Source organism: Bradyrhizobium lablabi, assembly GCF_900141755.1.
Taxonomy (GTDB): Bacteria; Pseudomonadota; Alphaproteobacteria; order Rhizobiales; family Xanthobacteraceae; genus Bradyrhizobium; species Bradyrhizobium lablabi_A.
In genome coordinates this window covers 7390481-7415285 of the sequence record NZ_LT670844.1, presented here as the reverse complement: position 1 = coordinate 7415285, position 24805 = coordinate 7390481, and the positions used below count along the sequence as shown (strand labels likewise).

Below are 24805 nucleotides of genomic sequence, written 5' to 3'. Positions count from 1 at the left end.
AGCTATTCCGCTATTTTCCTTTGGGGAATTCCAGTCCCATTTCGCGATAGCGATCGGGATCGTCGCCCCAGTTTTCGCGCACCTTCACGAATAGAAAGAGATGCACGGGCACTCCGACGATTTCGGCAATTTCCTTGCGCGCTTCGGCACCGATCGACTTGATGGCGGCGCCGCCCTTGCCAAGCACGATCTTGCGCTGGCTTTCGCGCTCGACAAAGATGGTCTGCTCGATGCGGATGGATTTGTCCTTGCGCTCGGTCCAGCTGTCGGTCTCGACGGTTGACTGATACGGCAGCTCCTGATGCAACTGCCGGAAGATCTTTTCGCGCGTGATCTCGGCCGCCAGATGCCGCATCGGCGCGTCCGACATCTGGTCCTCGGGATAATGAAACGGCCCCGGCGGCACCATCTCCGAAAGCCTATGGCGCAAATCGCCGACGCCGTCGCCCGACAGCGCCGAAACCATGAAGGTGCTGGCAAACTTCAGCCGGTCATTGGCGGCCTTCGCCAGCGCCAGCAGCTTTTCGCGCGGCACCAGGTCGATCTTGTTCAGCACCAGAATTTTCTCGTGATCCACGCTCGCAAGTTTTGTCAATATCGCATCAGCCTCCTCGTCGAGGCCCGCCTTCGCGTCGAGCAGAACGCAGACGAGATCGGCGTCATGCGCCCCGCTCCATGCGGTCGACACCATGGCGCGATCGAGCCGCCGCTTCGGCGAGAAGATCCCGGGGGTATCGACCAGGATGATCTGGGATCTGTCCTCGATCACGATGCCGCGGATCAGCGCGCGGGTGGTCTGCACCTTGCGCGAGACGATCGTGACCTTGGAGCCGACCAGCGCATTGACCAGGGTAGACTTGCCGACATTGGGGGCGCCGATCAGCGCGACAAAACCGCAGCGGGTGGCCGGCGCGGCTGGCGCGGCATCGCCTTGGGAATTATCCGTCATTGCCGCCGCCACCGACGCCTTCGCGCTTGATCATCACCGATGCCGCGTCCTTTTCGGCGGCCCGCTTGTTGCCGCCGACGCCTTCGGCAGGCTCTAAGCCCGGCAAATCCACGGCGACGCGAAACTGCGGGTCGTGATGCGGCCCGGTGCGCTCGATCTCGCGGTACACCGGCGTCGGCAGGCGCTTGCTCTGCGCCCATTCCTGCAAGACCGTCTTGGGATCGCGCAGCGGCCGCCGCAGCTTGCGCATCCGCTCGGCCCAGTTGCGCTCGACGAACTGCGCCGCGGCCGCATAGCCGCCGTCGAGGAAGATCGCCCCGATCACCGCCTCGCAGATGTCGCCGAGCACGGATTTGCGCAGGCGTGCGCTTGCCAACGCTCCGACCTGGCCCAGCTTGATGTCATCGACCAGTCCGAGCAACTTTGCGACATCGGCGCAGCTTTCCTTGCGCACGAGATCGGCGAGCCGTTTTGAAAGCTCGCCCTCGTCGGCCTTCGGATAGGTGCGATAGAGCATATCGGACACGGCGAGCCCGAGCACGCGATCGCCTAAGAATTCGAGCCGCTGGTAACTGTCGCCGCGCTTGCGCGTGGATTTCAGCGCCGAGACGTGGGTGATGGCGGTGGTCAGCAGCGAGGTGTCGGCAAACTTGTGCCCGATCCGCCCCTCCATCGCGGCAATCGCCGCCCTGGCGGCGGCGGCTTTGCCGGGCTTCTTCTTGGGCGGCGCGGCTTCGCGGCCGGCGTCAGGCTTTGGGCTGGCTTCGCCGGATGGCGCGGTCTGGATGTCAGGCGCTTCGTCGTTCATCGCACGATTGTAAATAGACGATTCCAGCGCACCGCGGTGGGCCAGCGCCAGAACATCCAGGCGTGCTCGCCTTCGGCAATGGAGAAGAAGATCATCTGGGCCCGGCCGACGATATTCTCGAACGGCACGTAACCCACCGCCGACAGCACCCGGCTGTCGGTCGAGTTGTCGCGGTTGTCGCCCATCATGAAGAAGTGGCCGGGCGGCACCGTGTAGACATTGGTGTTGTCGTAGAAACCGTTATCGACGCAATCGAGCGATTCGTAGGAAACACCGTTCGGCAGCGTTTCCTTCCAGCGCTTTACCCGCGCGGTCGCGTCCGACCCGCAGGGGTCTTCGCCGATGAAATCGCTCAGCCGCTCGCGTTTTACGGGCACGTCGTTGATGTAGAGCAGCCCTTCCTTCATCTGGATGCGGTCGCCGGGCAATCCGATCACGCGCTTGATGTAGTCGGTGGAATCATCCTTCGGCAGGCGGAACACGACGATATCGCCGCGCGCGGGCTCCGAGCCGAAAATGCGGCCCGAAAACAGCGGCAGCGACAGCGGTATCGAATAATGGCTGTAGCCGTAGGAAAATTTCGAGACGAACAGATAATCGCCGACCAGGAGCGTCGCCTTCATCGAACCCGAGGGGATGTTGAAGGGCTGGAACAGGAAGGTGCGTATCACCAGCGCGATCAATAGAGCGTGGATGACGACACGGATGGTCTCGCCGAAGCCGCTCTCAGTTTTTGTTCCGGATGTCACGCTCATTGCTTTCCCAGTTCCCGGCTTTCCCAATTCCCGGCGCGAATCCCCGCGCGGTGGCAGAACATTTTCCTCACGCGACGAGCTGTTCGCTTTCCGCGTCAAGAACATGGTCCTGATTCTGATAGTTGGAACGAATTCCGGCGCAAACCCGAATTCGCCCTGGCTCGATCCCTGCGGCGTTTTAGACGGTTGTTCGCAGCCGCGCAATCAACGGCCGCATCAAAACTGTCTAATCCTTTGACAAATCAAGGATTTTTAGTTTTGCGACCGCCCGCTGACGGGGCGCCGCGAGAGGCCTAGGGTTTGCCCGCAGCGACGGCCGAAATTATGACGAAGGCCTGCGCCAAGGGCCAGTCATCGGTGATGGAAAGATCGATCCGCGCCGTAAAACCCTCCGGCGTCAGCGCCTCGAGCCGGGCCAGTGCGCCGCCGGTCAATTGCATGGTCGGGCGGCCGCCCGGCAGGTTCACCACCCCCATGTCACGCCACCAGACGCCGCGCCGGATACCGGTGCCGAGCGCCTTGGAACAGGCCTCCTTGGCGGCAAACCGTTTGGCATAGGTCGCCACCACCATTTTTTCATTTTTGGCACGGCGCTCAGCCTTGGCGCGTTCGGCATCGGTAAAAATGCGGTCGAGGAAGCGGTCACCGTGCCGCTCGATCACCTTGGCGACGCGGCGGATGTCGATCAGGTCGGAGCCGACGCCGATGATCATGCGTTGCCCGCATCCGGCTGGCTCGCAAGACGCTCGCGGCCGCGATCCATCGCCGCCCGCATCGCCCGCACGGTCCCGGCGAGGCCGACGAACAACGCCTCCCCGATCATGAAATAGCCGATATTCAGTTCGGCGATCTCGGGAAGCCCTGCGATCTTCTCGGAGGTCGCGTAATCCAGCCCATGGCCGGCATGAACTTCGAGCCCGGCCGAGCGCGCCAGCCGCGCGCCCGCGACGATGCGCTGCCATTCGGCGTCCGCCTTTGCGGTGTGGCCGTCGACCACGGCGTCGCACCAGGCGCCGGTGTGAATTTCGATGACGGGCGCCCGCAGGCTTGCCGCCATTTCGATCTGCCGCGGGTCGGCGGCGATGAACAACGACACCCGCACGCCGGCATCGCTCAGTTTGGCGATGAACGGCTTTAGCACATTGTGCTGGCCGACGACGTCGAGGCCGCCTTCGGTGGTGAGTTCTTCGCGGCGCTCGGGCACCAGGCACACCGCATGCGGTTTTGTCACCAGCGCGATCCGGAGCATATCGTCGTTGGCCGCCATCTCGAAATTCAGCGGTTTTGAAATCTCCGCCTTCAGCCGCGCCATGTCGGCGTCGCGGATGTGGCGGCGGTCCTCGCGCAAATGCGCGGTGATGCCGTCGGCGCCGGCCTCGATCGCGGTCAGCGCCGCGCGCACGGGATCCGGCCGCGCGCCGCCCCTGGCGTTACGAAGGGTCGCGACATGATCGACATTGACGCCGAGGCGCAGCGGAGGAGCTTTTGTCATTATTAGACTCGCTGACGAATTCAGAACGCTATCGGATAACTGAATGTCATGCGCGGGCTTGACCCGCGCATCCATCCTCTTCGTCAAGATGGATTGCCGGGTCAAGCCCGGCAATGACGAGCTTACTACCCATTGACGCGCTCGACCCGTGCGACGACGGCCTTGGCGCGCAACTGGGCGATAATAGCGCTGAGATGCTTCAGGTCATAGACCTCAAGATCGATGGTGAGCTCGGTAAAATCGGGTGAGCGGCGGGACATGCTGATATTGTCGATATTGCCGTCGTGCTCGGCGATCACGGTTGCGACCTGGGCGAGGCTGCCGGGCTCGTTGACATTGTCGACCATGATCCGCGCCGGAAAGCGCTGCGGGGTGCTCTCGTCGACGTCCCAGCGCACGTCGAGCCAGCGCTCCGGCTCCTCCTCGAAATCCTTCAGCGCCGGCGACTGGATCGGGTAGATGGTGATGCCCTTGCCCGGCGTCACGATCCCGACAATGCGATCGCCCGGCACCGCGCCGCCGTTCGGCGCGAATTTGACCGGCAGATCGGAATTTATGCCGCGGATCGGGATCGCCGACGGGCTGCGCACGGGATCGGGCGGCGATTTCAGCTTCAGTTTGTCGGCAAGACTCTTCTTGGCGCCATATTGCTTGACCCGCTCTTCCTTGTAGTCCGGATACATCGCACGCGCCACGTCGGAAGCCTTCATCTCGCCGCGCCCGACGGACGCCATGACGTCATCGATCGAGGCCCGCGCGAGCCGCGGCAGCGCGCCTTTCAGCTTGTCGTCGGCATATTCGATTTTTGCCCGGGCGAACAAACGCTCGACGATGCGGCGGCCGAGCCCGGCATATTGGTCGCGCACCGCGGTGCGGGTCGCGCGCCGGATCGCGGCCCGCGCCTTGCCGGTGACGGCGAGCGATTCCCAGGCCGATGGCGGCGCCGACTGCGCCTCAGAGGTCAAGACCTCGACTTCGTCGCCGTTCTGCAGTTCGGAGGACAATGGCGCGAACTTGCCGTTGATCTTGCAGCCGACCGCGCTGTTGCCGACGTCGGTATGCACGGCATAGGCGAAGTCGATCACATTGGCCTGACGCGGCAGTGCGATCAGTTTGCCCTTCGGGGTGAAACAGAACACCTGGTCGTGGAACAGCTCGAGCTTGGTATGCTCCAGAAACTCTTCCGGATTGGCGCCGTCGGACAATACCGCGATGGTGTGGCGCAGCCAGGCAAAGGCGTTGGATTCGCGCTTTAAAAGTTCGGTCGGCGAGCCCACGCCGTCCTTGTAGAAGGCATGCGCGGCGATGCCGAATTCGGCGATCTGGTCCATCTCCTTGGTGCGGATCTGCAACTCGACGCGCTGCTTGCCGGGACCGATCACGGTGGTGTGGATGGACCGGTAATCGTTCTGCTTCGGCGTCGAGATATAATCCTTGAAGCGGCCGGGCACCACGGGCCAGGTGGTGTGGACGACGCCGAGCGCGCGGTAGCAGGCTTCGACGTCGTTGAGCACGACGCGGAAACCGAAGATGTCGGACAATTGCTCGAAGCCGACCGATTTGCGCTCCATCTTGGTCCAGATCGAAAACGGCTGCTTACGCCGGCCGTAGACATGCGCGGTCAGCCCGTTGTTCTGGAGATTCTTGGAGAGCTGGGTCTCGATCTCGCCGATCAAATTGCGGTTGCGTTCGGCGAGCGCATCGAGCCGCTGCTTCACCACCGCATAGGCTTCCGGATCGAGCGTGCGGAACGAAAGGTCTTCGAGTTCCTCCCGCATTTCCTGCATGCCCATGCGCCCCGCCAGCGGCGCATAGATGTCGAGCGTCTCCTCGGCGATGCGCTTGCGCGACGCCGGCGGCACGAATTCCAGCGTGCGCATGTTGTGCAGGCGGTCGGCGAGCTTGATCAGCAGCACGCGGACGTCGTCGGCGATCGCGAGCAGCAATTTGCGCAGGTTCTCGGCCTGCTTTGCCTCGCGCGAGACCAGCTCCAGGCGCTTCAATTTGGTGAGGCCTTCGACCAGTGCCCCGATTTCATGGCCAAAAACCTGGTCGATTTCGCCGCGGGTCGCCTCGGTATCCTCGATGGTATCGTGCAATAGCGCAGCTACGATGGTGGCGTCGTCGAGCTTGAGGTCGGTTAGGATCGCCGCGACTTCGAGCGGGTGCGAGAAATAGGGATCGCCGGAGGCGCGGGTCTGCGCGCCATGCGCCTTCATGGCGTAGACGTAAGCGCGGTTCAGCAGATCCTCGTTGGTATCCGGATTATAGGACCTGACGCGTTCGACCAGATCGTATTGCCGCATCATGCGCGAGCGCGGCGATTTGGGCGTCTTCGCCGCCACAGGCGCGGAAGGCGCCACGGCGACCGATTCGGTCGCGGCCTGCATCTGCTCCCGGCTGCGGCGCCAATACGCCATCGCAATTACCGCCTTCACGAGCGGGCCGAGATGCGGCCCGCCGACATATTACTCAAGTGCGTTTTTGAGCGAAGCAGCAGCCATTGGCGGCTTGCGGAAACGCTCGATTTCGGAGATCGGGACGCAGTCTAACGCCAAACCGGCGATCCTCCGATCAAATCGGAGCTAGCCTTGCTGGAATTGGTCCGCGCCCATGAGGACCCAAGGTAACCATGAAAAGGTCAATAAAAGCAAAGGCCCGGACAAAAGTCCGGGCCTTTTCTAAATTGGGCGGGATTGCGACGCCTTGGGGCGGGCGACCTGGACGGTCTACTCGTCCTCTTCGGGCTGCTCCTCCGGAGGCGCCAGGCCCTCGAGGCCCTTCAGGAGCTCCTCCTCGGTCATGCGCTCAACCGCGACCTCGGTATCGTCGGCATCGACGCTGGCGCCGGCCGATCCGATCAAGGGCACCGTATCGGGTTCCGGCTCGTCCACTTCGACGAATTTCTGCAGCGAATGCACCAATTCCTCGCGCAAATCCTCCGGCGAAATCGTCGAGTCGGCGATTTCCCGTAGCGAAACGACCGGGTTTTTGTCATTATCCCGATCAACCGTGAGTTGTGAGCCCGACGATATCATGCGGGCGCGGTGCGCCGCCAACAGGACGAGGTCGAACCGGTTGTCTACCTTGTCAATGCAATCTTCCACGGTGACGCGCGCCATCAGCTGTCGCTTTCGTTAAATGGGACCGGATATGATGATTATGCGCGCTAGTTATAGGCCTGGAGGGCTTTTCGCAAGACTATTTTGTGATTTGGCCTGCCCAAATCCCTCTGCTACCCCCATATTGGAGCCCACGAGCCGGTCCGGACCACTCAAACCGCGGTTCGGACAAGAAAAGGCTTTATTACGTCGTGTAAAGTATACGACAATTGCCCTTACCTCTTCTTATATGCGGTGGCGTCTGACCAGACCGATCCGCCGGGCTGGGCAATATGTTTGTTTGAAATGCGCGGCCGTTGCCGGCGCGCCAAAAACGTTTAGCAACAACAACTCGCGAGAAACTGAATGTCCGCTTCCTCCAACAAAATCGCGCTCTTCATCGATGGCGCCAACCTTTACGCAACCGCCAAGACGCTCGGTTTCGACATCGACTACAAGCGCCTCCTCAAGGAATTCCAGAGCCGCGGTACCCTGTTGCGGGCGTTCTATTACACCGCGATCATCGAGGATCAGGAATATTCGTCGATTCGCCCTTTGATCGACTGGCTCGATTACAACGGCTACACCGTCGTCACCAAGGCCACCAAGGAGTTCATCGACGCCTCCGGCCGCCGCAAGGTGAAGGGCAACATGGACATCGAGCTCGCGGTCGATGCGATGGAACTGGCCGAGCATGTCGACCAGATCGTGCTGTTCTCCGGCGACGGCGATTTCCGCTCGCTGGTCGAAGCGGTGCAGCGCCGCGGCGTCCGCGTTACCGTGGTCTCGACGATTTCGAGCCAGCCGCCGATGATTGCCGATGAATTGCGGCGCCAGGCCGACGTCTTCACGGATCTGGTGGAACTGCAATCCAAGCTCGGCCGCGATCCCTCCGAGCGCCCGGCCCCGCGCGAGCCGCGGCATCACGCGCCGCAATTCCTGCAGCGCGCGACCACCATGGCGCCGAGGGGCGATGACGACGATTTCGACGACTAGGAAGCACGCAGCGGGCGGCGGGCCGCCCCCTGGCGCCGCCCCGCTCCGCGCTGAACCCGATCGTAATTGCCCGCTCTGTCCAAGGCTTTCAGGTTTTCGCGAGGTGTCGCGGGCGAAAGAACCGAACTGGTTCAATTCGCCGGTGCCTTCGTTTGGCGATCCCGACGCCCGGTTATTGATCGTGGGCCTCGCGCCGGGTCTGCAGGGCGCCAACCGCACCGGCCGGCCGTTTACCGGCGATTTCGCAGGCGACCTGCTCTATGCGACGCTGATCGACTACGGTTTTGCCGAAGGTGTCTATCAGGCCCGGCCCGACGATGGCTTGAGACTGGTCGATTGCCGGATCAGCAACGCGGTGCGCTGCGTGCCGCCGCAGAACAAGCCGCTACCGGTTGAGATCAATGCCTGCCGGCCGTTTTTGTCGGCGACGATCGCCAGCATGCCAAAACTGCGGGCGATCGTGGCGCTCGGCCGCGTCGCGCATGACTCGATGCTGAAGGTGCTCAGCCTTCGCAGCACAGCCGCACCGTTCACCCACGGCGCCATCCACCAGGCCGGAGCGGTAAAGCTTTACGACAGCTATCATTGCTCGCGCTACAACACCAACACGCGGGTGCTGACCCCGGCGATGTTTCAAAGCGTGTTTGCAAGGGTCAGAGCGGATTTGGGGTGACATCAACTTCGTCATGCCCGGGCTTGTCCCGGGCATCCACGTCTTTCTTCGTCGCAGCACCAAAGACGTGGATGGCCGGGACATCTAGCGCGAAGACGCGCTTCGCGCTTTTGCCCGGCCATGACGGTGAAAGAACGCGCAACTAACCCGGATTTTCCTTCAACCAGACCAGCACGTCGCCGGCGTTTCGGTCGGGCGGGAACACCGGATAGAACACGTGGGTAATGCGCGCATCATCAATGATCAGCGCCATTCGCTTGATCAGGGTGAGCCCCGCCACTTCCATGGTCGGCAGGTCGAGCGCGCGCGTCAGTTGCAGTTTTTCGTCCGACAGCACCGGGAACGGCAGATGCAGCCGCGAGGCCATCTCGGTCTGGTAGGCGTTTTCCTGGGTCGAGAGGCCGAACACGTGGGCGGCGCCGGCGGCTTTCAGCTCGGCGAACAGGTCGCGGAAGGCACAGGTTTGCGGGGTGCAGCCGCGGGCGCCGGGAATCATGTCCCAGTCGTCGACCAGCGCGATCTTGCCGGGCTCGCCGGTCCGCGGATAGGCGAACACCACGATGCGGCCCTTTAGCGCCGACAGCGTCACGGAACTATCGTCGGTGGCGACCAGGCTGATCGGTGGGATCGTCATGCCGACCAGATGCGCCGCCGCGCCGTCGTCGGCCGGCGCCGGGATTTTGCTCCAGTCGACTTCCAGCAGGTTTTTCTGGTTCATGGCTTTTTTCCTCGGCTTCCAATCTCGACCTCATGGTGAGGAGGCGCACTTGCGCCGTCTCGAACCATGAAGCCACAACGGTGGCCTCATCCTTCGAGACGCGCGTAAGAACGCGCTCCTCAGGATGAGGGGTTGGCGCTTTACCCCCGCGCCCGCAGCAGGCGGCCCTTCTCCCTGCCCCAGTCACGTTTCTTCTCGCTCTCGCGCTTGTCGTGCAGCTTCTTGCCTTTGGCGACCGCCAGCAAGAGCTTGGCGCGGCCGCGTTCGTTGAAATAGAGTTTTAAGGGGATCAGCGTCATGCCCTCGCGGTCGACCGCGCCCATCAGGCGGTTGATCTGCTTCCTGTGCAACAGCAGCTTGCGCGGCCGCTTCGGCTCGTGGTTGAAGCGGTTGGCCTGCAGATATTCCGGGATATTGGCGTTGATCAGCCAGATCTCGCCGTCCTTGGAATCGGCATAGGATTCCGCGATCGTGGTCTTGCCGTTGCGGATCGACTTGACCTCGGTGCCGGTCAGGGAAATGCCGGCCTCGATCGTGTCCTCGATCGCATAGTTGAACCGGGCCTTGCGATTTTCGGCGACGACCTTGATCGCGCGCTCGTTCTTTTCGGCCATGATAAAATTGTCTCAGGCAAATTTCAGCGATAGCACTTAAGCCGCGCCCATGCACGTCAAGACTTTTTGAGCAGGTCGCGGATCTCGGTGAGCAGCTCTTCCTCGCGGCTCGGTTTCGCCGGCGATGGCGAGGCTTCGTCCTTGCGCTTCAATTGGTTCATGAAGCGGATCACCACGAACAGCACGAAGGCGACGATGATGAAGTTCAGCGTCAGGAAATTGCCCCAGGCCAAGACCGCGCCCTGCTTCTTCGCGTCCACCAAATTGCTCGCGGTAACCGCTTTCGACAGCGGCGTGAAATAGTTGGAGAAATCGAGACCGCCGGTAATCGCGCCGATGATCGGCATGATGACGTCGCCGACCAGCGAGGTGACGATTGAGCCAAACGCCGCGCCGATAATGACGCCGACCGCAAGATCGACGACGTTGCCCTTCATGGCGAATTCGCGGAATTCCTTCAGCATCCGCAAACCCGTCTGTTCGACCTCGCTCACCGGATTGCTCATCGCTGGCACGAAGTCTCAGTTGATAAGACCCGCATGCACCATGGCGCTGCGCACCGCGACGCGGGTCGGCTCGGATACCGGCACCATCGGCAGCCGCAGCTTCTCGTCGATCTTGCCGAGCAGCGAGAGCGCGTATTTCACCGGCGCCGGATTGCTTTCGACGAAGAGATTGGTGTGCAGCGGCATCAGCTTGTCATGGAGCTTGAGCGCGGTTTTGAGATCGCCCTTCTGCCAGGCGACGTGAAATTCGGAGCACAGCCGCGGTGCGACGTTGGAGGTGACGGAAATGCAGCCATGACCGCCATGGGCCATGTAACCGAGCACGGTGGCATCCTCGCCCGACAATTGATTGAAATCCTCGCCCATTTTGGCGCGCTGCTGCGATACCCGCACCATGCTCGCGGTCGCGTCCTTGACGCCGGCGATGTTCTTTAACTCGAACAATCGCGCCATGGTGTCCACGCTCATGTCGATCACCGAGCGCGGCGGGATATTGTAGATCACGATCGGGATTCCGATCGCGTCGTTGATCGCCTTGAAGTGCTGATACATGCCTTCCTGGGTCGGCTTGTTGTAATACGGCGTCACCACCAGGACCGCGTTGGCGCCGGCCTTCTCGGCATGCTGCGCGAGCTCGATTGCTTCCCGGGTCGAATTGGAACCGGCGCCGGCGATCACGGGAACGCGACCCCTCGCCTCCTCGATGCACCATTCGACCACGCGCTTGTGCTCGTCATGGCTCACGGTCGGGCTTTCGCCGGTGGTGCCGACCGGCACCAGGCCATTGGTACCCTCGGCGATTTGCCAGCTCACCAGGCCGCGGAACGCCGCTTCATCGAGCGAGCCGTTCTTGAAGGGCGTGACCAAGGCGGTGAATGAACCCCGGAAATTGGTCTTGGCTGCCATGGATTTCCTCCCAAACGCGCGGTTTACGGCTTTGTTACTAACAACGGGTCATTCATATCGGGTCTAGTGATCAGGCGGAAGTCTCAACCGCCCACGCTGGCCGCGATTTTGCCGCTGTCTTGGCCCAGACAACCGCAAGCGACGACGTATTTAGTATTTTGTCCGCATATTCAATGAAATACAGCTGGGGCGACGGGCATCACATGATTCGCCGCGAAAGCACGCCGTGACCTCCTTTTGCCGCCCAGCCGCATTGCGCTCGACTGCCCTGGCGGCAAGCCTTGTGCTCGCCATGGGATTGTCGGCTGTCGCCCAAACCCCGACCAAGCCAAAAGTTCCATTGCCAAAGCCGCGGCCGATCGCGCGTAACGTCGTGCCCAAAACCACGCAAACAGCAACCGTTGCCGCCAAGGGTGCCGCAGCCGCCCCCGCTTCTGCAGTTGCCGCGGCTCCCGCCATCCTGCCTGCGACCCGCCAGCATGCCGCCTTGCCGCCGCCGGCCGCGCGCAAGCAGGTCCCGCAGGCCGCGCTGGCCGCGACGTCATCGACCTCACAGGCCGACACCGATGCGCTGGAAAACGTCATCGAACTCGTGCGCAAGCACAACCCCGCGGATGCAACGCAGACCGAGGCGGCGATATCGGATCCGGTCGCCAGGAAGCTCGCGGAATGGATCATCCTGCGCAGCGACAACAATGGCGCTTCCGTCGAGCGCTATCGCGCCTTCCTATCCGCCAATCCGAGCTGGCCGTCGCAAACCTTCCTGCGCCGGCGTCTTGAAGCGGCGCTGTGGGACGACCATCGCGACGACGCCACGGTGTGGTCATGGTTCGAAAACGAATCGCCGGTGTCGGCCAAGGGCAAGTTCTCGCTGGCGCGCGCGATGCTCGGGCGCGGCGACCGCGCCAATGCCGAGCGCCTGGTGCGCGATGCCTGGCGCAACGATCCGATGTCCGAGGATACCGAAAGCACGGCGCTCGACCTGTTCGGCGCATTGCTGACGCCCGGCGACCACAAGGCGCGGATGGATCTGTTTCTCTATGGCAGCGAGCACGAGATCGCGCTGCGCGCCGCGAAGCGGCTCGGGGCCGCGCACGTCGCGCTGGCGAAGGCGCGCATTGCGGTCTACGGCAAGGCCTCCAACAGCAAAGCCTTGCTGGAAGCGGTTCCGCACGAGCTGCATGGCGACGCCGGCTACATCTTCAGCAAAATCCAGTTGCTTCGCCGCGAGGAGAAATTCACCGACGCCGCCCAGCTCATGATGAGCGCGCCGCGGGACCCGGGCCGGCTCTACAATGTCGACGAATGGTGGATCGAACGGCGATTGCTGGCGCGAAAAATGCTCGACGTCGGCGAGCACCGCACCGCTTATTTGATCGCGCGCGACGCGGCACTGCCCGCAAAGGACATCTACAAGACCGAGCAGGAGTTCACCGCCGGCTGGATTGCGCTGCGCTTTCTGAACGACCCGGCCACCGCCGCGCAGCATTTTGCCCGCATCGGCGTCGGCAGCGTCAACCCGACCGCACTGGCGCGGGCCGGCTATTGGCAGGGCCGTGCCGCGGAAGCCGCCGGCAACGCGCAAGGAGCCCGCGCCGCCTATAGCGCGGCCGCAGCACAGTCGACGAGCTACTACGGTCAGCTCGCGCGCGCCAAGCTCGGTCTTCCCCAGATCGAATTGAATGGCGTGCCTGCTCCGAGCACGCGTGGCGTGGAGAGGCTCGAGATCGTCCGCGCCGTAAAACTGCTCTACGATCTGGACGAACGCGAAATCGCGATCCCGATTTTCGCCGACATGGGCGAGAACGGCGATCCTGACGCGCTGGTCGGCCTCGGCGAGCTGGCCAACCGCAGTGGTGACGCGCGCGGCATGCTGCTGCTCGGCAAGGCGGCGCTCAATCGCGGATTGCCGTTCGATTTCTACGCCTATCCGGTGAATGGAATCCCGCCGTTCAAGTCGATCGGGCCGGACGTCGAACGGAGCATCGTCTACGCGATTGCACGCCAGGAAAGCGCGTTCAACCCCAACGACGTCTCGCCGGCGCAAGCCTATGGGCTGATGCAGGTGACGCCGGATGCCGGCAAATATGTCTGCAAGAAATACGGCGCCAGTTTTGACCTTGCCCGTCTGAAGAACGATCCGGTCTATAACGCAGCGCTCGGCGCCGCCGAGCTCGGCGGGCTGATCGAGGATTATCGCGGCTCCTACATCATGACATTCGCGGCCTATAATGCCGGCCGCGGCAGCGTCAAGAAATGGATCGATCGTTACGGCGACCCGCGCGATCCCAAGGTCGACGCCGTCGACTGGGTGGAATTGATCCCGTTCTCCGAGACCCGCAATTACGTGCAGCGGATCATGGAGAATCTGCAGGTCTATCGCGCCCGTTTCGGCGGCGGAACGCGGCTGCAGATCGAGGCCGACCTGCACCGCGGCGCCAGCGTCGAATAGCTTGCATCAAGTCCCGGTCACTTCGATTCTGCGAATGGTCGTCGCGCGCCATGTCGAACGTGAACCAGATCGATTGCGTCGCGATCAATCCTGTAGAAGATTTTGAAATTGTAGCGGCGCACGATCTTTACACGAATCTCCGGCAGACCCGTTTCCTGCGACGCCATCGGGTTTTCCGCCAAAAACTCGATGCCGGCATAGATTGCCCGCATCACATTCTCGGCCCCCGATGGGCTCCGCTGATTAAGATAGTGAAAGATGTCATGGAGATCGCTACGCGCTTGCGGGCTGTAACGAACTTTCATGCAACGCCGAAGCGCTTCCAAAACGATTGCATCTCGATATCAGACGCAAATTCTCCGCGCCGGACCTGCTGTAAGCCGTTGTCCACCGCTGCGCGCTCAGCGTCGGTCATGACATATCGACCAGTGCGCCGCGCCTCGATTTCGGCCGCGGCCTCGGCGAGCTCTGCCTGGTCTTCCTCTGGCCAGGAAGCGGTCTTTTCCAACAATTCTTTAAGTCCAAGGCTCATGGTTCAAACATAGCATATTTTGACCTCGCTGCCACCCCGCGCCCCGACGCGTCAGGAGGTCGAGTCTCTCGTCCCCAAAGCTGGGCTGCAGGTGGATCTGGTCAGACGGGCGCCCCGGTGTGGGGCGTCCGCCATAAAGGTCCTCAGAGCCCTGTTGTGCCTACTTGGCGACTGACGCCTGGGCTGCGGCAATTTTCGCCTTCACGGCATCGAGATTGAAACTCGCGCCCTTTTGCATCGGCGGAAACTCGATCGCCGTCATCGCCAGCTTTTCCACCTGCTGCTGAACAAACACAAAGCGCCAGAATTCGTACTGGAACCACGAGAAGTATTCTTGCGCGCCGTATTTAGTCCCGCTATCGGGCCAGCCCGTGCGCTCGAACGGATCGAGGCGAAGGTTAATCAGATAGGGAACGTCAGGCTTGGTTTTTTCACCCAGCCAGCCTCCAGGCTGGTCGATGAAACGATATTTGAAGTCGTCGATGCGCACGGCACCCAGTTCGCTTTCGCCGAAGTACCAGATCTCGTGCCGGTTCGACGGCCCCTTGCCCGTGATCATGTCCATCTGGTTATAGCCGTCCAGATAACATTTGTAGGTCGTGTCACCGATCTGCTTGCCCTTCTTCAACTCCTCGGCGATGTTCGGGTTACCGGCTGCCGCAAGGAAGGTCGGAAACCAGTCCAGCCCGGAAATAATACCGTTCTCGACCTTGCCGGCTGGCACCTTGCCCGGCCAGCGGATCATGCAGGGTACGCGGAAGCCACCTTCCAGGACCGTGCCTTTGCTCTGCGCGAACGGTGTCTGTCCGCCATCCGGCCAGGTGAAGACTTCGGTGCCGTTGTCGGTAGTGAAGACCACGATGGTGTTGTCATCGACGCCCATGTCCTTGAGCTTCTGCATCACGATGCCGACATCGTCGTCGAGCTGCGCCATGCCGGCCTCATGGATGGTCCAGGCGTTCTTTGAGTTGCGCAACGCCTCGTATTTCGGCGACAGATGGGTGACGATGTGCATGCGCGTCGGATTGAGCCAGAGGAAGAACGGCTTGTTGTCCGCCTTGGCTTTGTCGATGAACTTCAAAGCAAAGTCGCGGATTTCGTCGTCCACGGTTTCCATCCGCTTGGGATAAAGCGTTCCCGCGTCTTCGATCCTCTGCTTGCCGACCTTGCCCCAGCGTGGATCCACGGTGGCGTCGTCGACATTGGTCGCATAACAATGAACCATGTTGCGCGGACCCACAGTGTTCAGTAAGTCCTGCGGATAGCCGGGATGCGCTGGATCTTCCATCGCGTCGAGGTGATACAGGTAGCCAAAGAACTCGTCGAAGCCGTGCACTGTGGGCAAAAATTCGTTTTTGTCGCCAAGGTGGTTCTTGCCGAACTGGCCGGTGGCGTAGCCCATTCCTTTGAGTACGGTCGCAATTGTAACCGCCTGGGCCGGGATGCCGGTGGGCGCGCCGGCCTGGCCGACCGTCGTCATGCCGGTGCGTATCGGAAGCTCGCCGGTGATAAAGTTGGCGCGGCCCGCCGTGCAGCTCGCCTCGGCGTAGTAATCGGTGAACAGCATGCCTTCAGCGGCGAGCTTGTCGAGGTTCGGCGTCCGCCCGGCCATCATGCCCCGGTGGTAGGCGCCGATATTCCACATGCCGATGTCGTCACCCATGATGACGACGATGTTCGGCCGCTGTCCGGCTGCCGCCGGCGCCGTTGCCGGTTGTTGCGCTTGCGCGGGGCTCGTCAGACCGACAGCCGAGAGTGCTGAAGCGGCGACGACGGAACTACCACTCAACAACAGATCGCGGCGCTTCAATCCGGCGCTGACTGGCCTCGCGTCGCTCTCGATACTTTCTGGAACCCTATCCTTGCTCATGACGTGATCCTCCTCCTGATACACCTGAAGCCGACGTGGCTTGCTGAGGTGTCGACGGGCTCTGCATGACGCGCGGCCGGACGATAGCGGCGGCAATAATTGGGAGCGCAGAGATGCGAGCCGCCTTTAAGCACCTTGCGTGGGATCCTGGTGTTCGGGTCACGAGAATCGTAACTCGCGGCCTCCGGACCGCCGCGGGGATTTTCCGGAATGCAGCACGCCTTGGGCGCGTCAGCGTCATGCTTCCGCGAATACCAATCGGTGGTCCACTCCCAGACATTGCCGATCATGTCGTGCAGGCCGTAGCCGTTGGCCGGGAATGCGGCGACGGGCGACGTGCGCTCGAAGCCATCGGTGGCGAGGTTCTGGTACGGAAAATTGCCCTGCCAGGTGTTCGCCATGTGCTTGCCGCCGGGAAATTGCTCGTCGCCCCAAGCGAATTCCGCGCCGTCCAGTCCGCCGCGCGCGGCGAATTCCCATTCGGCTTCGGTCGGTAATTCCTTGCCGGCCCATTTCGCATAGGCTTCGACGTCCCGGTAGGCGACGTGGACGACAGGATGCTCATCGAGCCCGCTGATGTTGCTGCGCGGACCGTATGGCCGGCGCCAATTGGCGCCGAATTTGAATGTCCACCATTGTCCCCAATTTCGCAGGTCAACGGCTTGGTTGGGCGGTGTAAAGACAAGCGAGCCGGCCTTGAGCATGTGAGGCAGCGCACCCGGATAGTCCTTTGCTTCCGGTGCAATTTCGGCAAAGGTGACATAGCCGGTCGAATCGACGAATTCGCAGAACTGGCGATTAGTGACGGGCGTGCGGTCCATCCAGAATTCGTTCACGCTGACGTGATGGATAGGTGCTTCCTCCGGATAATGCCGATCCGAACCCATACGATAGGTACCGCCTGGGACAAGCAGCATCCCGGCTTCTGCCGAATTCTCGCACGATATGTCGGAGCGACACGATTTCGTATCGACGAGCCTCATCCCGAGCTCCCGGGTTGCAAGCGACCTGCGCTATTTCCGTAACATTGACCGAAGAACTATCGTCTCACTATGCGATTTCGGCAGAATCGCATCTCGACGGGTTGCGCCGGAATGTGGAGGAGGCATTTTTTTCGAAGATGGCAGCGCTTTGCGAAGCCGGTCATCAGCATGTGCGCCTGGCCACGACCATCGGACAATGCGGTCCAAAGAGCTGGTCAGACTTCGCACGCCATCGGCTGTGCTGCCGCGCCCGAGGGTGCAAAGAAAAACCCCCGGCAGTTTCCTGCCGGGGGTTCTCCTACAGAGTTCTTAGACGATCGGGATCAGAAGTTACGCTGAACGCGGACGTTGAGGTACTCGGTGTTCTGGTTCCTGAACTCGTAGACGGTCGTCGGCTTGGGAGCCGCGGCAGCCAGAACCGAAGTGCCAGTGAACTTCTGGTCGAGTTGGAAGAACCCGACTTCGGCCGAGAACGTGAGGTTCTTGACAGGAGTCCAACGGGTGACCATACCGACCTGGAAGACGTTGTAGTCCGGGTTACAACTGAAGTCCGCGGACTTGGTCGCAAACCCACCAGTGGCCGCAATGTAAGCACCGCAAAGCTCGAGCTTGGCATTTCCATTATACCGCACCGCAGACGCGCTGCCCCACAGGCTGGACGACCAATAGGGATCCCAGTTGTGGTTGAACGCGCCACGGAAGCCAAAAGCTTCGGTCAGCTCAAGGTTGCCCGTACCCCCGAAGATGACCGGAAGGTAAACGGCGTCGGTGGTCGCACCGAAGCCGACGCTTTGATACGCGCGGCTGCTGCCGCTGTACATCGCAAAGCTCGGCGAGCCTCCGCTGGTGGAGATCACGTTCTTCGTGTCACCCTTGGCGTAGGTCGCATCCATCTTGATGTCGTCGCCGGCACCGGTCGGGATGTTCTTGATCTGCAACGCAGCCATTACCGAGCCGCCCCACTTGGTATCGGGGTGACCGCTGATTTCCGACAACGAGGTCGGGAACGCGGTGGCAGGCGCCAGGATATTGTACGAGGCGTTGTTTTCATGTCCCTCGGCCGAAATCTGGAACAGACCCCAGGCCTGATCGACACGGATGTTGCCGACGATGTCAGGAGCGTGAGTGCCGCCGTAAGCACTGGCGGTCCCCAAAGTCGCGGGAAGGCCGACAGATATATTGAAGATGCTGGTGCGGTTAAACACTGTCGGATCATCGAGACCGATGCTGCCCGACACGCCGTTACCGAACTGGGCGGTGTACTGGATGTTGTTCACACCGGTGACGGAGTCTTCGCCGCCGAGCAGGAACGAGTTGTTGTTGCCCGGATAACCATTCCACGGAGTCGCATAGGCCGAGGACGATTTACCGAAGGTGAAGCCGGCGAACTGCAGGAAAATATACTCGACTGCGACATAGCCGCCGCCTGCGGTGCTCAGAAAGGCACTGTTGATGCCGCCTCCGGCATATGGGGCGGCTGCGGTGGCGGCCGGGTTGTAAGTGCCGTTGTTCTGGAACTGCCAGTCGGACTGACTGAAGGTACGGACGACGCCGTACTCAGTCGCGGTACGCGTATCGACGGTGAGCGCCATACGCGAACGGGAAACGAAGTAATCGCGGTAGCGATTGCCTTGGCCCAAATCACTGCTCCATGCCGGCTGACCGTAAACGCCGCCATTGAACGTGGTGTCAACGCGCAGATAACCACCCAGCTTGATGCAGGTGTCGGTGCCCGGAATGTAGAAGAAACCGGCACCATACAGGGAGCAGATCCTCACGTACTCGACCGCTTTGGCCTTGACGGGAAGATCAGCTGCCTGAGCCCCACTCAGAGCGAGCAAACCCGCCGCTGAGCCGAGGATAAGGCTCTTAACCATCTTCATGTTAAACCTCCAAGTTGCTCTGTAGGGAAGGTTCCGGATCCGCTGGGTGTAAACACCCGAAGGTTGGTTCCCTTAATCCCTGAAACCCGCTTAGCCGCTTCGCGCTTTCGGACACTCCCGCAAGAACGCGAGGGACTTAAGCGAACCACCTAAAAACGGGACGACCTCGGGATGCCCCCCTCCGTCGCAACATCACAATTACCGAACGTTTCTGCACACGCAATAAAGGAACCGCTCAGAACGGTGCTAGCCTGCCGTTTTTGGAAGGGTGTTGCACAAATAACACTCAGCAGCGATCGGGCTTTCCACGCAACCCATTGTTCTATCAGGCGTTCTTGGAAACGTTTCATTTGGCGCGCAGATCGTTGCGGAGGCAGCCGTCGGCCCCGCCGTCCGGCTCTCACACCCCTTTGGAGCCGAATCGAGTGACCGGAGCGATCGCCACGCCACGGGAAAAGCGCGGGGCAAACTAGAGAGAGTAGCCTCCGCGTCATATCCATTTGATACGCAGCGTGAGTCTCAAAGGCTTGGGATTCGCGACCGCGCGCGGAGCTTGATCGCAGCGGAGAGCTACGCCCTGGCGTGGCCGAGGGGATTGCAGAAACCCTTATTTTTCGGGCACGAAATGAATTTTTGAGTTGGGCGGGGAACGCCGGTGCCGACCGGGCTGGACCAGACTAGAGGTGGCGGAGCCGGAGGGATTCGAACCCTCGATAGGGCTTTACAACCCTATAACGGTTTAGCAAACCGCCGCCTTCAGCCACTCGGCCACAGCTCCGTTAACGGTCGATATGCCCGACGCGGGGGCGAGCCGCAAGCGGGCAGATTTCAGAGTGCGGAATCGGCAATTGCGGCGGCGAGAATGCGCCGGGATTTATTGTGGAACCTGGATATGTTCGGGAAGAAGCCCCTGCCGAAAACGCTGAACCATCGCCCTGTAAGCACCCTCGAGATGCCGCGTATACAGTGGCATATTGAATAAAGGCTCGGTCAGACGATTTTGCGCGAGCTTGGCTTTGATCGCAGCCAAAAGGTCTGGCTTGGTCGCCAATTCGACGGCGAGGCTTTCGAACTGCTCCGGCGTCTCCGCGATCAGCTCAGGCAACCCGACCGCGGCCAACAAGCTTGCGGCAACCCTGCCCGCAAACGTCCCACCTATTTGGGTGAGCACAGGCAGGCCCGCCCAGAGGGCATCACTGGCGGTGGTGTGGGCATTGTAGGGCAAATTATCCGGAAACAGGTCCGCCAAACGATGTCGCGCCAGATGATCCGCCGATGACGGAAGGCGATCGGCGAATACCAAGCGCGTGGGATTGACGCCCGCGGCGACCGCCTCCCGCCGCAAGTTGTTTGCGGCCGTCTCATTATTATTCTTGGACAGCCACAACACGCTGCCTGCAACCGCCTTCAGAAGCTTCATCCGGGATGCAAAGACGGCTGGATTGAGCTTGTAGGCATGATTGAAGCAGCAAAAGACAAACCCGTGCCCGGGCAGTCCGAACTCCGCACGCTCGAAAGGCCGATCCGATATCCGGCGGCTTTTATCGTCATGCGGCATATAGCTGTGCGGAAGATAAGCGATCTTCTCGAGAAAGCCGTCGCGATGCGACGGTGGAATAACAACGGGGTCCGCGACGATATAGTCTGGAATGAATACGCTCGCCCTCGAGCGCCTTGGTGAGGTTGCCGTTCGCAGCCTCGATGATTCCAAGCGAATGAAGCGCGTTCGGCTCTCGGATCCCGTTTTATGAATTTGCGATAAAGCTTCGCGGCCTCGGCAAAGTTTCCGCTTCGATGCAGCGAAAACGCCAATTGCAGGCTTTGCGCTTTGTCCTGTTTCGGCATGAAAATGCGCGTAACAGAATGCCTGCCATGCAGCAAGGCGGCTGCGCCCGCCTCGATCGCAAAACCGATACCCGCGCTTGCCCTCGGATCAAGTCCGAGGGCAAGCTTTCGCGGAACACGCGACGGCTGCGCGGGCTGACTAACTTCTGTGTCGCCTAACTCAGTAAACGAGGCCGGTGCCGGGCGGCTTTTCCAGCGCCGCGGCGAGCGAGCGATATTCCTCGCTGTTGGTGCCGGTCAAAGCGGCGATCCGGCTCAGATGGTATTGCGCCTGATCGCGGTTGCCCTGTTCGACCTGCCACAGTCCGTAATATTGCCAGGTCTTGACGTGGTCCGGGTCAGCCTTGAGCGCGCGCTCGTACCAGAGCTGCGAGACCTTGTAGTCGCCGAGCTTGCGATAGGAGTAGCCGATCAGATTGGCAACGGCGGCGTTGTCGTCATGACCGAGCGCCTTCAACTGCTCGATGGCTGACGCATAGTCGTTGCGGTCATAGATCGCGGCATAGGCCGCGCGATAACCCTTGACGAAGGCCGCGTCCTCGCTGCCGGGGCTTAATTCGCTGGTTTTCTTCTTTGACTTGGCCGCCGGCTTGCTGTCGGTCGGCGGTGGCGACGACGATGGTGTTGGATCGCCGCCGGCGGCGCAGACGGAAGCGAACATGGGGGCCGCTAGCAGCGCCATTGAGAACATGGCCAGCGTTAGAAGCCTGATCGCAAATTTGCTCATACGTCTCTCCCGATCTCCAGGGGGCAATCTCGTGCCGAGGCCGCTTATTTGAACCCCGCCTGGTCCGGAACATTCCCGGTTCGGTCGTAACAGACCACTCATTCTAAACCGCGACGCCGGGCTTGTCGTTCATTTTTGAAAGACCGCGTGAAAGACCGGTCGAGGCCACGAGTAGGACGACCGGGACGGCAAGAATACCCATCTTGGCCCCCGGTAACATGACGGTTTGAAGTTACTCAAATCCGGCCCCGGCCACGCATTTGCACGCAAGCACCTGTGGTTGCGACGCGAGCTGATTTCGTCGGCCGCCGCATTGCTGGTACAAGCGCCGTGATGATCACGAGACTTGCCATCTCCGGCTATCGATCCCTGCGCGACATCAGGGTGACGCTTGGCCCGCTCAATGTCGTGACCGGCGCCAATGGCAGCGGCAAGTCCAGCCTCTATCGCGCGCTGAGACTCTTGGCGGACATCGCGCAGGGGCGGATCATTCAATCGCTGGCGACCGAAGGCGGACTGCAATCGACGTTGTGGGCTGGCCCGGAAGCCTTTTCGCGGGCAATGAAAGCCGGCACGCAGCCGGTCCAGGGCCTGGTCCGCAAAAATCCGATCAGCCTGAAGCTCGGATTCGCCGGCGATGATTATGGCTACGCCATCGATCTCGGACTTCCCCAGGATTCAATCTTCCCAAACGATCCGGTCATCAAAGTGGAGAGCCTGTGGACCGGCGAACGACTGGGCCGGGCCAACGCATTTGCCGTTCGCAACGGCCCCTATGTGCGCATTCGAAACGACAACGGCGAATGGCGGGACGCCTACCAGCATCTCGCGCCGTTCGACAGCATGATGACCCATTGCAGCGACCCTCGCGAAGCCCTGGAACTGTTGCTGCTGCGCGAGAGGATGAGGGACTGGCGGTTCTACGATCATTTGCGCACCGACCGGGACTCGCCTTCGCGCAGGCCTCAGGTCGGCACCTATACGCCGGTGCTGGCGAGTGAGGGATCGGATCTGGCGGCAGCTGTGCAAACCATCCGTGGAATGGGCGCCGGCGGTGATCTGGACGCCGCTATCGCCGATGCGTTTCCCGGCGGGCGTGTCGTGGTCACCCACACGGACGGATATTTTGAGGTCGAAATGCGCCAGCATGGCCTGCTTCGGCCGCTCAAGGCTGCGGAGTTGTCGGATGGTACGCTGCGCTACCTTTTGCTGGTCGCCGCCCTGCTCTCGCCACGACCGCCGGCATTGATGATCCTCAACGAACCCGAAACCAGCCTGCATCCGGACCTGTTGCCGCCGCTGGCGCGTCTGATCGCGCAAGCGTCGAAGCGATCGCAGATCATTGTGGTCTCGCACGCCCAGACACTCGTTGCCGCGCTCGACGCCCAGGGCGATAGCAGCCAGATTGTCCTGGAGAAGGAGCTCGGCGAAACCGTCGTCAGGGACGGTGAGCCGCCGAACTGGACGTGGCCATCGCGATAAGCGAACTGCCGGCGCTTAATGCTCGGTCATCCAGGCGCGGGCTTCGCGCTGGGCGGTGGCGATCTCGACGTCCGACATCAGCTCGGCGACCTCGCGGCGCAGCGGGATGGCGTCGGTGCGGCCCTTGAGGGCTGCGAGATTGAACCATTTATGAGCGGCGACCAGATTGACCACGCCGGAACGCCCGCTCGCCCAATAGAGTCCGCGCTCGAACAGCAGGTCGGGAATTGCGCTCGCCTCAACCGCAATTGCCGTATCCAGATCGAAGTGTCCGTGAAACATCGAAATATCCCCTTTTTGCTTTTTGCCGCGCCTCACGCGTCCGAGCGCGGCCCCTGTCCACTTGTCAAAACGTCCCGTTATTCCCCTCGCCGTTTGCCGGCTTGTTGGGATGATCATGACCGACCAAATTTGAAGGGCAGTTTAAGTATCGCGATGAACGGGATGTAAACGCGGCTCGGGCGCCGAATGCCGGGAAATCGCAGAAGTGCATACTGCGCGCGGGCTTTCGCCCGGTTGCGATATTCGGTTTACCCTGCGGTTTCGCGAAACGATAACCATTGGGACAAGAGCGTCTCGCAATCACCGCCGTCATCACCCGCGAAAGCGGGTGATCCAGTATTCCAGAGGCGGTGGTGATTGACCGAGAAGCCGCGGCGTACTGGATCGCCCGCCTTCGCGGGCGATGACGGCTGCTTTTGGGATTTGGGAAAAATGAAATGCCGGGGCACGAGCCACGCCGGCTTTGGGAGGAACACGTCCCCCAAAGGGAACGAGGGCGTCGGCGAACACGTCAGGACCAGATTTCACTTGGGCAGAGCGCCGGTGAAATTGCGGAGCTTTTTTTAAGATCCGCACCGAACGAAGAAAACTCGTTTCTTCTGCCGGACCGGTTTTCGAAAAGAGCGAACCCTTTACGAGAATACGATCCAGCCGTTTGACCTGATGTCTCGCCGACACCCTCTTTCGTCGACCAGAGCCGCCTATCCAGATCTGCCTTGTAGCAAACTATCCTGAAGGCTCTCGTGACGTGCCGGCGTCAAGCCGCCGGCAATTTTGCTCGAAGCGAAGTTACTTCTTCTTCTTCGCGACCTTGCGGGTCTTCTTCGCAGTCTTCTTCACTGCGCTCTTCGCCTTCTTTGCCTTCTTAGCTTTCTTCGCCATGTTGCCCTCCTAATGTAGTGAGATGGCTTAATCGCTGCGTGCACTCGGGAATCGAAATGCACTACCTCCCGAATACACCAACACATGCAAAAAAACAGCGTCCTGCTTAAGGAAGTGTTGACGTACGAAAGCGAGAGCGCGCGCGGCGCGTTGATCGACAACACCGCAAAGCATTGATGCAACGACGCGAAGCGCGCGCGAAAGGGCGACGCGCAAGACCAGCTATGTTGCAAGAAGCGCCTGTGCCGCAGGTGTTTTCGTTATTCGCCTATCACGCCATCAAGAAGCGATCGACGTCATGGCACTTCGTCAGAGATCGCCGAAAGCGCGCCGCGTGGACTCTGAGTCG

24 protein-coding genes and 1 tRNA gene are annotated in these 24805 nt (G+C 61.2%); 4 read left to right on the top strand and 21 right to left on the bottom strand.

Going from position 1 to position 24805, the window contains the following annotated elements:
• Positions 1 to 10: 10 nt before the first annotated feature.
• The 7 genes from era to rpoZ form a co-directional block, all read right to left on the bottom strand.
• Entirely contained in the window at positions 11 to 949 is a 939-nt protein-coding gene (era, locus tag B5526_RS34665) for a GTPase Era (RefSeq protein ID WP_079544134.1), read from the bottom strand.
• Entirely contained in the window at positions 939 to 1757 is an 819-nt protein-coding gene (gene rnc, locus B5526_RS34660) for a ribonuclease III (RefSeq protein ID WP_079544133.1), read from the bottom strand. The genes era and rnc overlap by 11 nt, the downstream gene beginning before the upstream one ends.
• Complete coding sequence (gene lepB / locus B5526_RS34655; RefSeq protein ID WP_079544132.1) at positions 1754 to 2512, bottom strand: signal peptidase I; 759 nt, start codon at positions 2510 to 2512, stop codon at positions 1754 to 1756. Before lepB ends, rnc begins: the two co-directional genes overlap by 4 nt.
• Before the next feature lie 293 nt (positions 2513 to 2805).
• Positions 2806 to 3225 carry a holo-ACP synthase gene (gene acpS, locus B5526_RS34650; protein WP_079544131.1) on the bottom strand — a complete coding sequence of 140 codons (420 nt, stop codon included), beginning with the start codon at positions 3223 to 3225 and terminating at the stop codon, positions 2806 to 2808.
• On the bottom strand, positions 3222 to 4004 hold the full coding sequence (locus B5526_RS34645; RefSeq protein WP_079544130.1) for a pyridoxine 5'-phosphate synthase: 783 nt from the start codon (positions 4002 to 4004) through the stop codon (positions 3222 to 3224). The genes acpS and B5526_RS34645 overlap by 4 nt, the downstream gene beginning before the upstream one ends.
• Positions 4005 to 4129: 125 nt before the next feature.
• Positions 4130 to 6424, bottom strand: coding sequence for a RelA/SpoT family protein (locus tag B5526_RS34640; RefSeq protein WP_079544129.1), 2295 nt, complete (start codon positions 6422 to 6424; stop codon positions 4130 to 4132).
• A gap of 309 nt (positions 6425 to 6733) precedes the next feature.
• Positions 6734 to 7126, bottom strand: a complete 393-nt coding sequence (gene rpoZ / locus B5526_RS34635; RefSeq protein ID WP_024512695.1) for a DNA-directed RNA polymerase subunit omega — start codon at positions 7124 to 7126, stop codon at positions 6734 to 6736.
• 345 nt (positions 7127 to 7471) lie between these two features.
• Here rpoZ and B5526_RS34630 point away from each other — a divergent pair, with 345 nt between their 5' ends.
• Both B5526_RS34630 and B5526_RS34625 read left to right on the top strand, forming a co-directional pair.
• Positions 7472 to 8101, top strand: coding sequence for an NYN domain-containing protein (locus B5526_RS34630; protein ID WP_079544128.1), 630 nt, complete (start codon positions 7472 to 7474; stop codon positions 8099 to 8101).
• Complete coding sequence (locus B5526_RS34625; RefSeq protein WP_079544127.1) at positions 8079 to 8774, top strand: uracil-DNA glycosylase; 696 nt, start codon at positions 8079 to 8081, stop codon at positions 8772 to 8774. Before B5526_RS34630 ends, B5526_RS34625 begins: the two co-directional genes overlap by 23 nt.
• Before the next feature lie 142 nt (positions 8775 to 8916).
• On the opposite strand, the gene B5526_RS34620 is transcribed toward B5526_RS34625, so the two are convergent.
• From B5526_RS34620 to dapA, 4 genes are all read right to left on the bottom strand, one after another.
• Positions 8917 to 9492, bottom strand: coding sequence for a peroxiredoxin (locus tag B5526_RS34620; protein ID WP_079544126.1), 576 nt, complete (start codon positions 9490 to 9492; stop codon positions 8917 to 8919).
• 140 nt (positions 9493 to 9632) lie between these two features.
• Complete coding sequence (gene smpB, locus B5526_RS34615; RefSeq protein ID WP_079544125.1) at positions 9633 to 10106, bottom strand: SsrA-binding protein SmpB; 474 nt, start codon at positions 10104 to 10106, stop codon at positions 9633 to 9635.
• A gap of 56 nt (positions 10107 to 10162) precedes the next feature.
• Positions 10163 to 10570: a large conductance mechanosensitive channel protein MscL gene (mscL, locus tag B5526_RS34610; RefSeq protein WP_172842223.1), complete on the bottom strand. Its 408-nt coding sequence runs from the start codon at positions 10568 to 10570 to the stop codon at positions 10163 to 10165.
• Between the two features lie 57 nt (positions 10571 to 10627).
• Positions 10628 to 11518: a 4-hydroxy-tetrahydrodipicolinate synthase gene (gene dapA, locus B5526_RS34605; protein WP_079544123.1), complete on the bottom strand. Its 891-nt coding sequence runs from the start codon at positions 11516 to 11518 to the stop codon at positions 10628 to 10630.
• A gap of 292 nt (positions 11519 to 11810) precedes the next feature.
• On the opposite strand from dapA, the gene B5526_RS34600 reads away from it, so the two are divergent.
• The gene (locus tag B5526_RS34600; protein WP_154071801.1) at positions 11811 to 13970 is read left to right on the top strand and encodes a lytic transglycosylase domain-containing protein; all 2160 of its coding nucleotides are present in this window, start codon (positions 11811 to 11813) and stop codon (positions 13968 to 13970) included.
• Between the two features lie 17 nt (positions 13971 to 13987).
• Here B5526_RS34600 and B5526_RS34595 read toward each other — a convergent pair whose 3' ends face one another.
• The 8 genes from B5526_RS34595 to B5526_RS34555 form a co-directional block, all read right to left on the bottom strand.
• Complete coding sequence (locus tag B5526_RS34595; RefSeq protein ID WP_154071610.1) at positions 13988 to 14296, bottom strand: type II toxin-antitoxin system RelE/ParE family toxin; 309 nt, start codon at positions 14294 to 14296, stop codon at positions 13988 to 13990.
• Positions 14272 to 14502: a hypothetical protein gene (locus tag B5526_RS34590; protein WP_079544121.1), complete on the bottom strand. Its 231-nt coding sequence runs from the start codon at positions 14500 to 14502 to the stop codon at positions 14272 to 14274. The genes B5526_RS34595 and B5526_RS34590 overlap by 25 nt, the downstream gene beginning before the upstream one ends.
• A 160-nt stretch (positions 14503 to 14662) precedes the next feature.
• A complete protein-coding gene (locus tag B5526_RS34585) occupies positions 14663 to 16372 on the bottom strand; it encodes an arylsulfatase (RefSeq protein WP_154071609.1) in 1710 nt (569 codons plus the stop codon).
• Positions 16369 to 17355 (bottom strand): formylglycine-generating enzyme family protein, encoded by a 987-nt coding sequence (locus B5526_RS34580; RefSeq protein ID WP_079544120.1) that lies wholly within the window; start codon positions 17353 to 17355, stop codon positions 16369 to 16371. The genes B5526_RS34585 and B5526_RS34580 overlap by 4 nt, the downstream gene beginning before the upstream one ends.
• Before the next feature lie 323 nt (positions 17356 to 17678).
• On the bottom strand, positions 17679 to 19238 hold the full coding sequence (locus B5526_RS34575) for a porin (protein WP_079544119.1): 1560 nt from the start codon (positions 19236 to 19238) through the stop codon (positions 17679 to 17681).
• A gap of 684 nt (positions 19239 to 19922) precedes the next feature.
• Positions 19923 to 20016, bottom strand: a tRNA-Ser gene (locus B5526_RS34570).
• Positions 20017 to 20112: 96 nt separating this feature from the next.
• Complete coding sequence (locus B5526_RS34565; protein ID WP_079544118.1) at positions 20113 to 20796, bottom strand: hypothetical protein; 684 nt, start codon at positions 20794 to 20796, stop codon at positions 20113 to 20115.
• Between the two features lie 447 nt (positions 20797 to 21243).
• The gene (locus tag B5526_RS34555; RefSeq protein ID WP_079544116.1) at positions 21244 to 21810 is read right to left on the bottom strand and encodes a tetratricopeptide repeat protein; all 567 of its coding nucleotides are present in this window, start codon (positions 21808 to 21810) and stop codon (positions 21244 to 21246) included.
• Between the two features lie 333 nt (positions 21811 to 22143).
• On the opposite strand from B5526_RS34555, the gene B5526_RS34550 reads away from it, so the two are divergent.
• Complete coding sequence (locus B5526_RS34550; RefSeq protein ID WP_079544115.1) at positions 22144 to 23292, top strand: AAA family ATPase; 1149 nt, start codon at positions 22144 to 22146, stop codon at positions 23290 to 23292.
• Between the two features lie 15 nt (positions 23293 to 23307).
• On the opposite strand, the gene B5526_RS34545 is transcribed toward B5526_RS34550, so the two are convergent.
• Both B5526_RS34545 and B5526_RS38240 read right to left on the bottom strand, forming a co-directional pair.
• Positions 23308 to 23574 (bottom strand): hypothetical protein, encoded by a 267-nt coding sequence (locus tag B5526_RS34545; protein ID WP_079545881.1) that lies wholly within the window; start codon positions 23572 to 23574, stop codon positions 23308 to 23310.
• A gap of 312 nt (positions 23575 to 23886) precedes the next feature.
• Positions 23887 to 24252, bottom strand: a complete 366-nt coding sequence (locus B5526_RS38240; RefSeq protein ID WP_154071608.1) for a hypothetical protein — start codon at positions 24250 to 24252, stop codon at positions 23887 to 23889.
• Between the last annotated feature and the right edge of the window lie 553 nt (positions 24253 to 24805).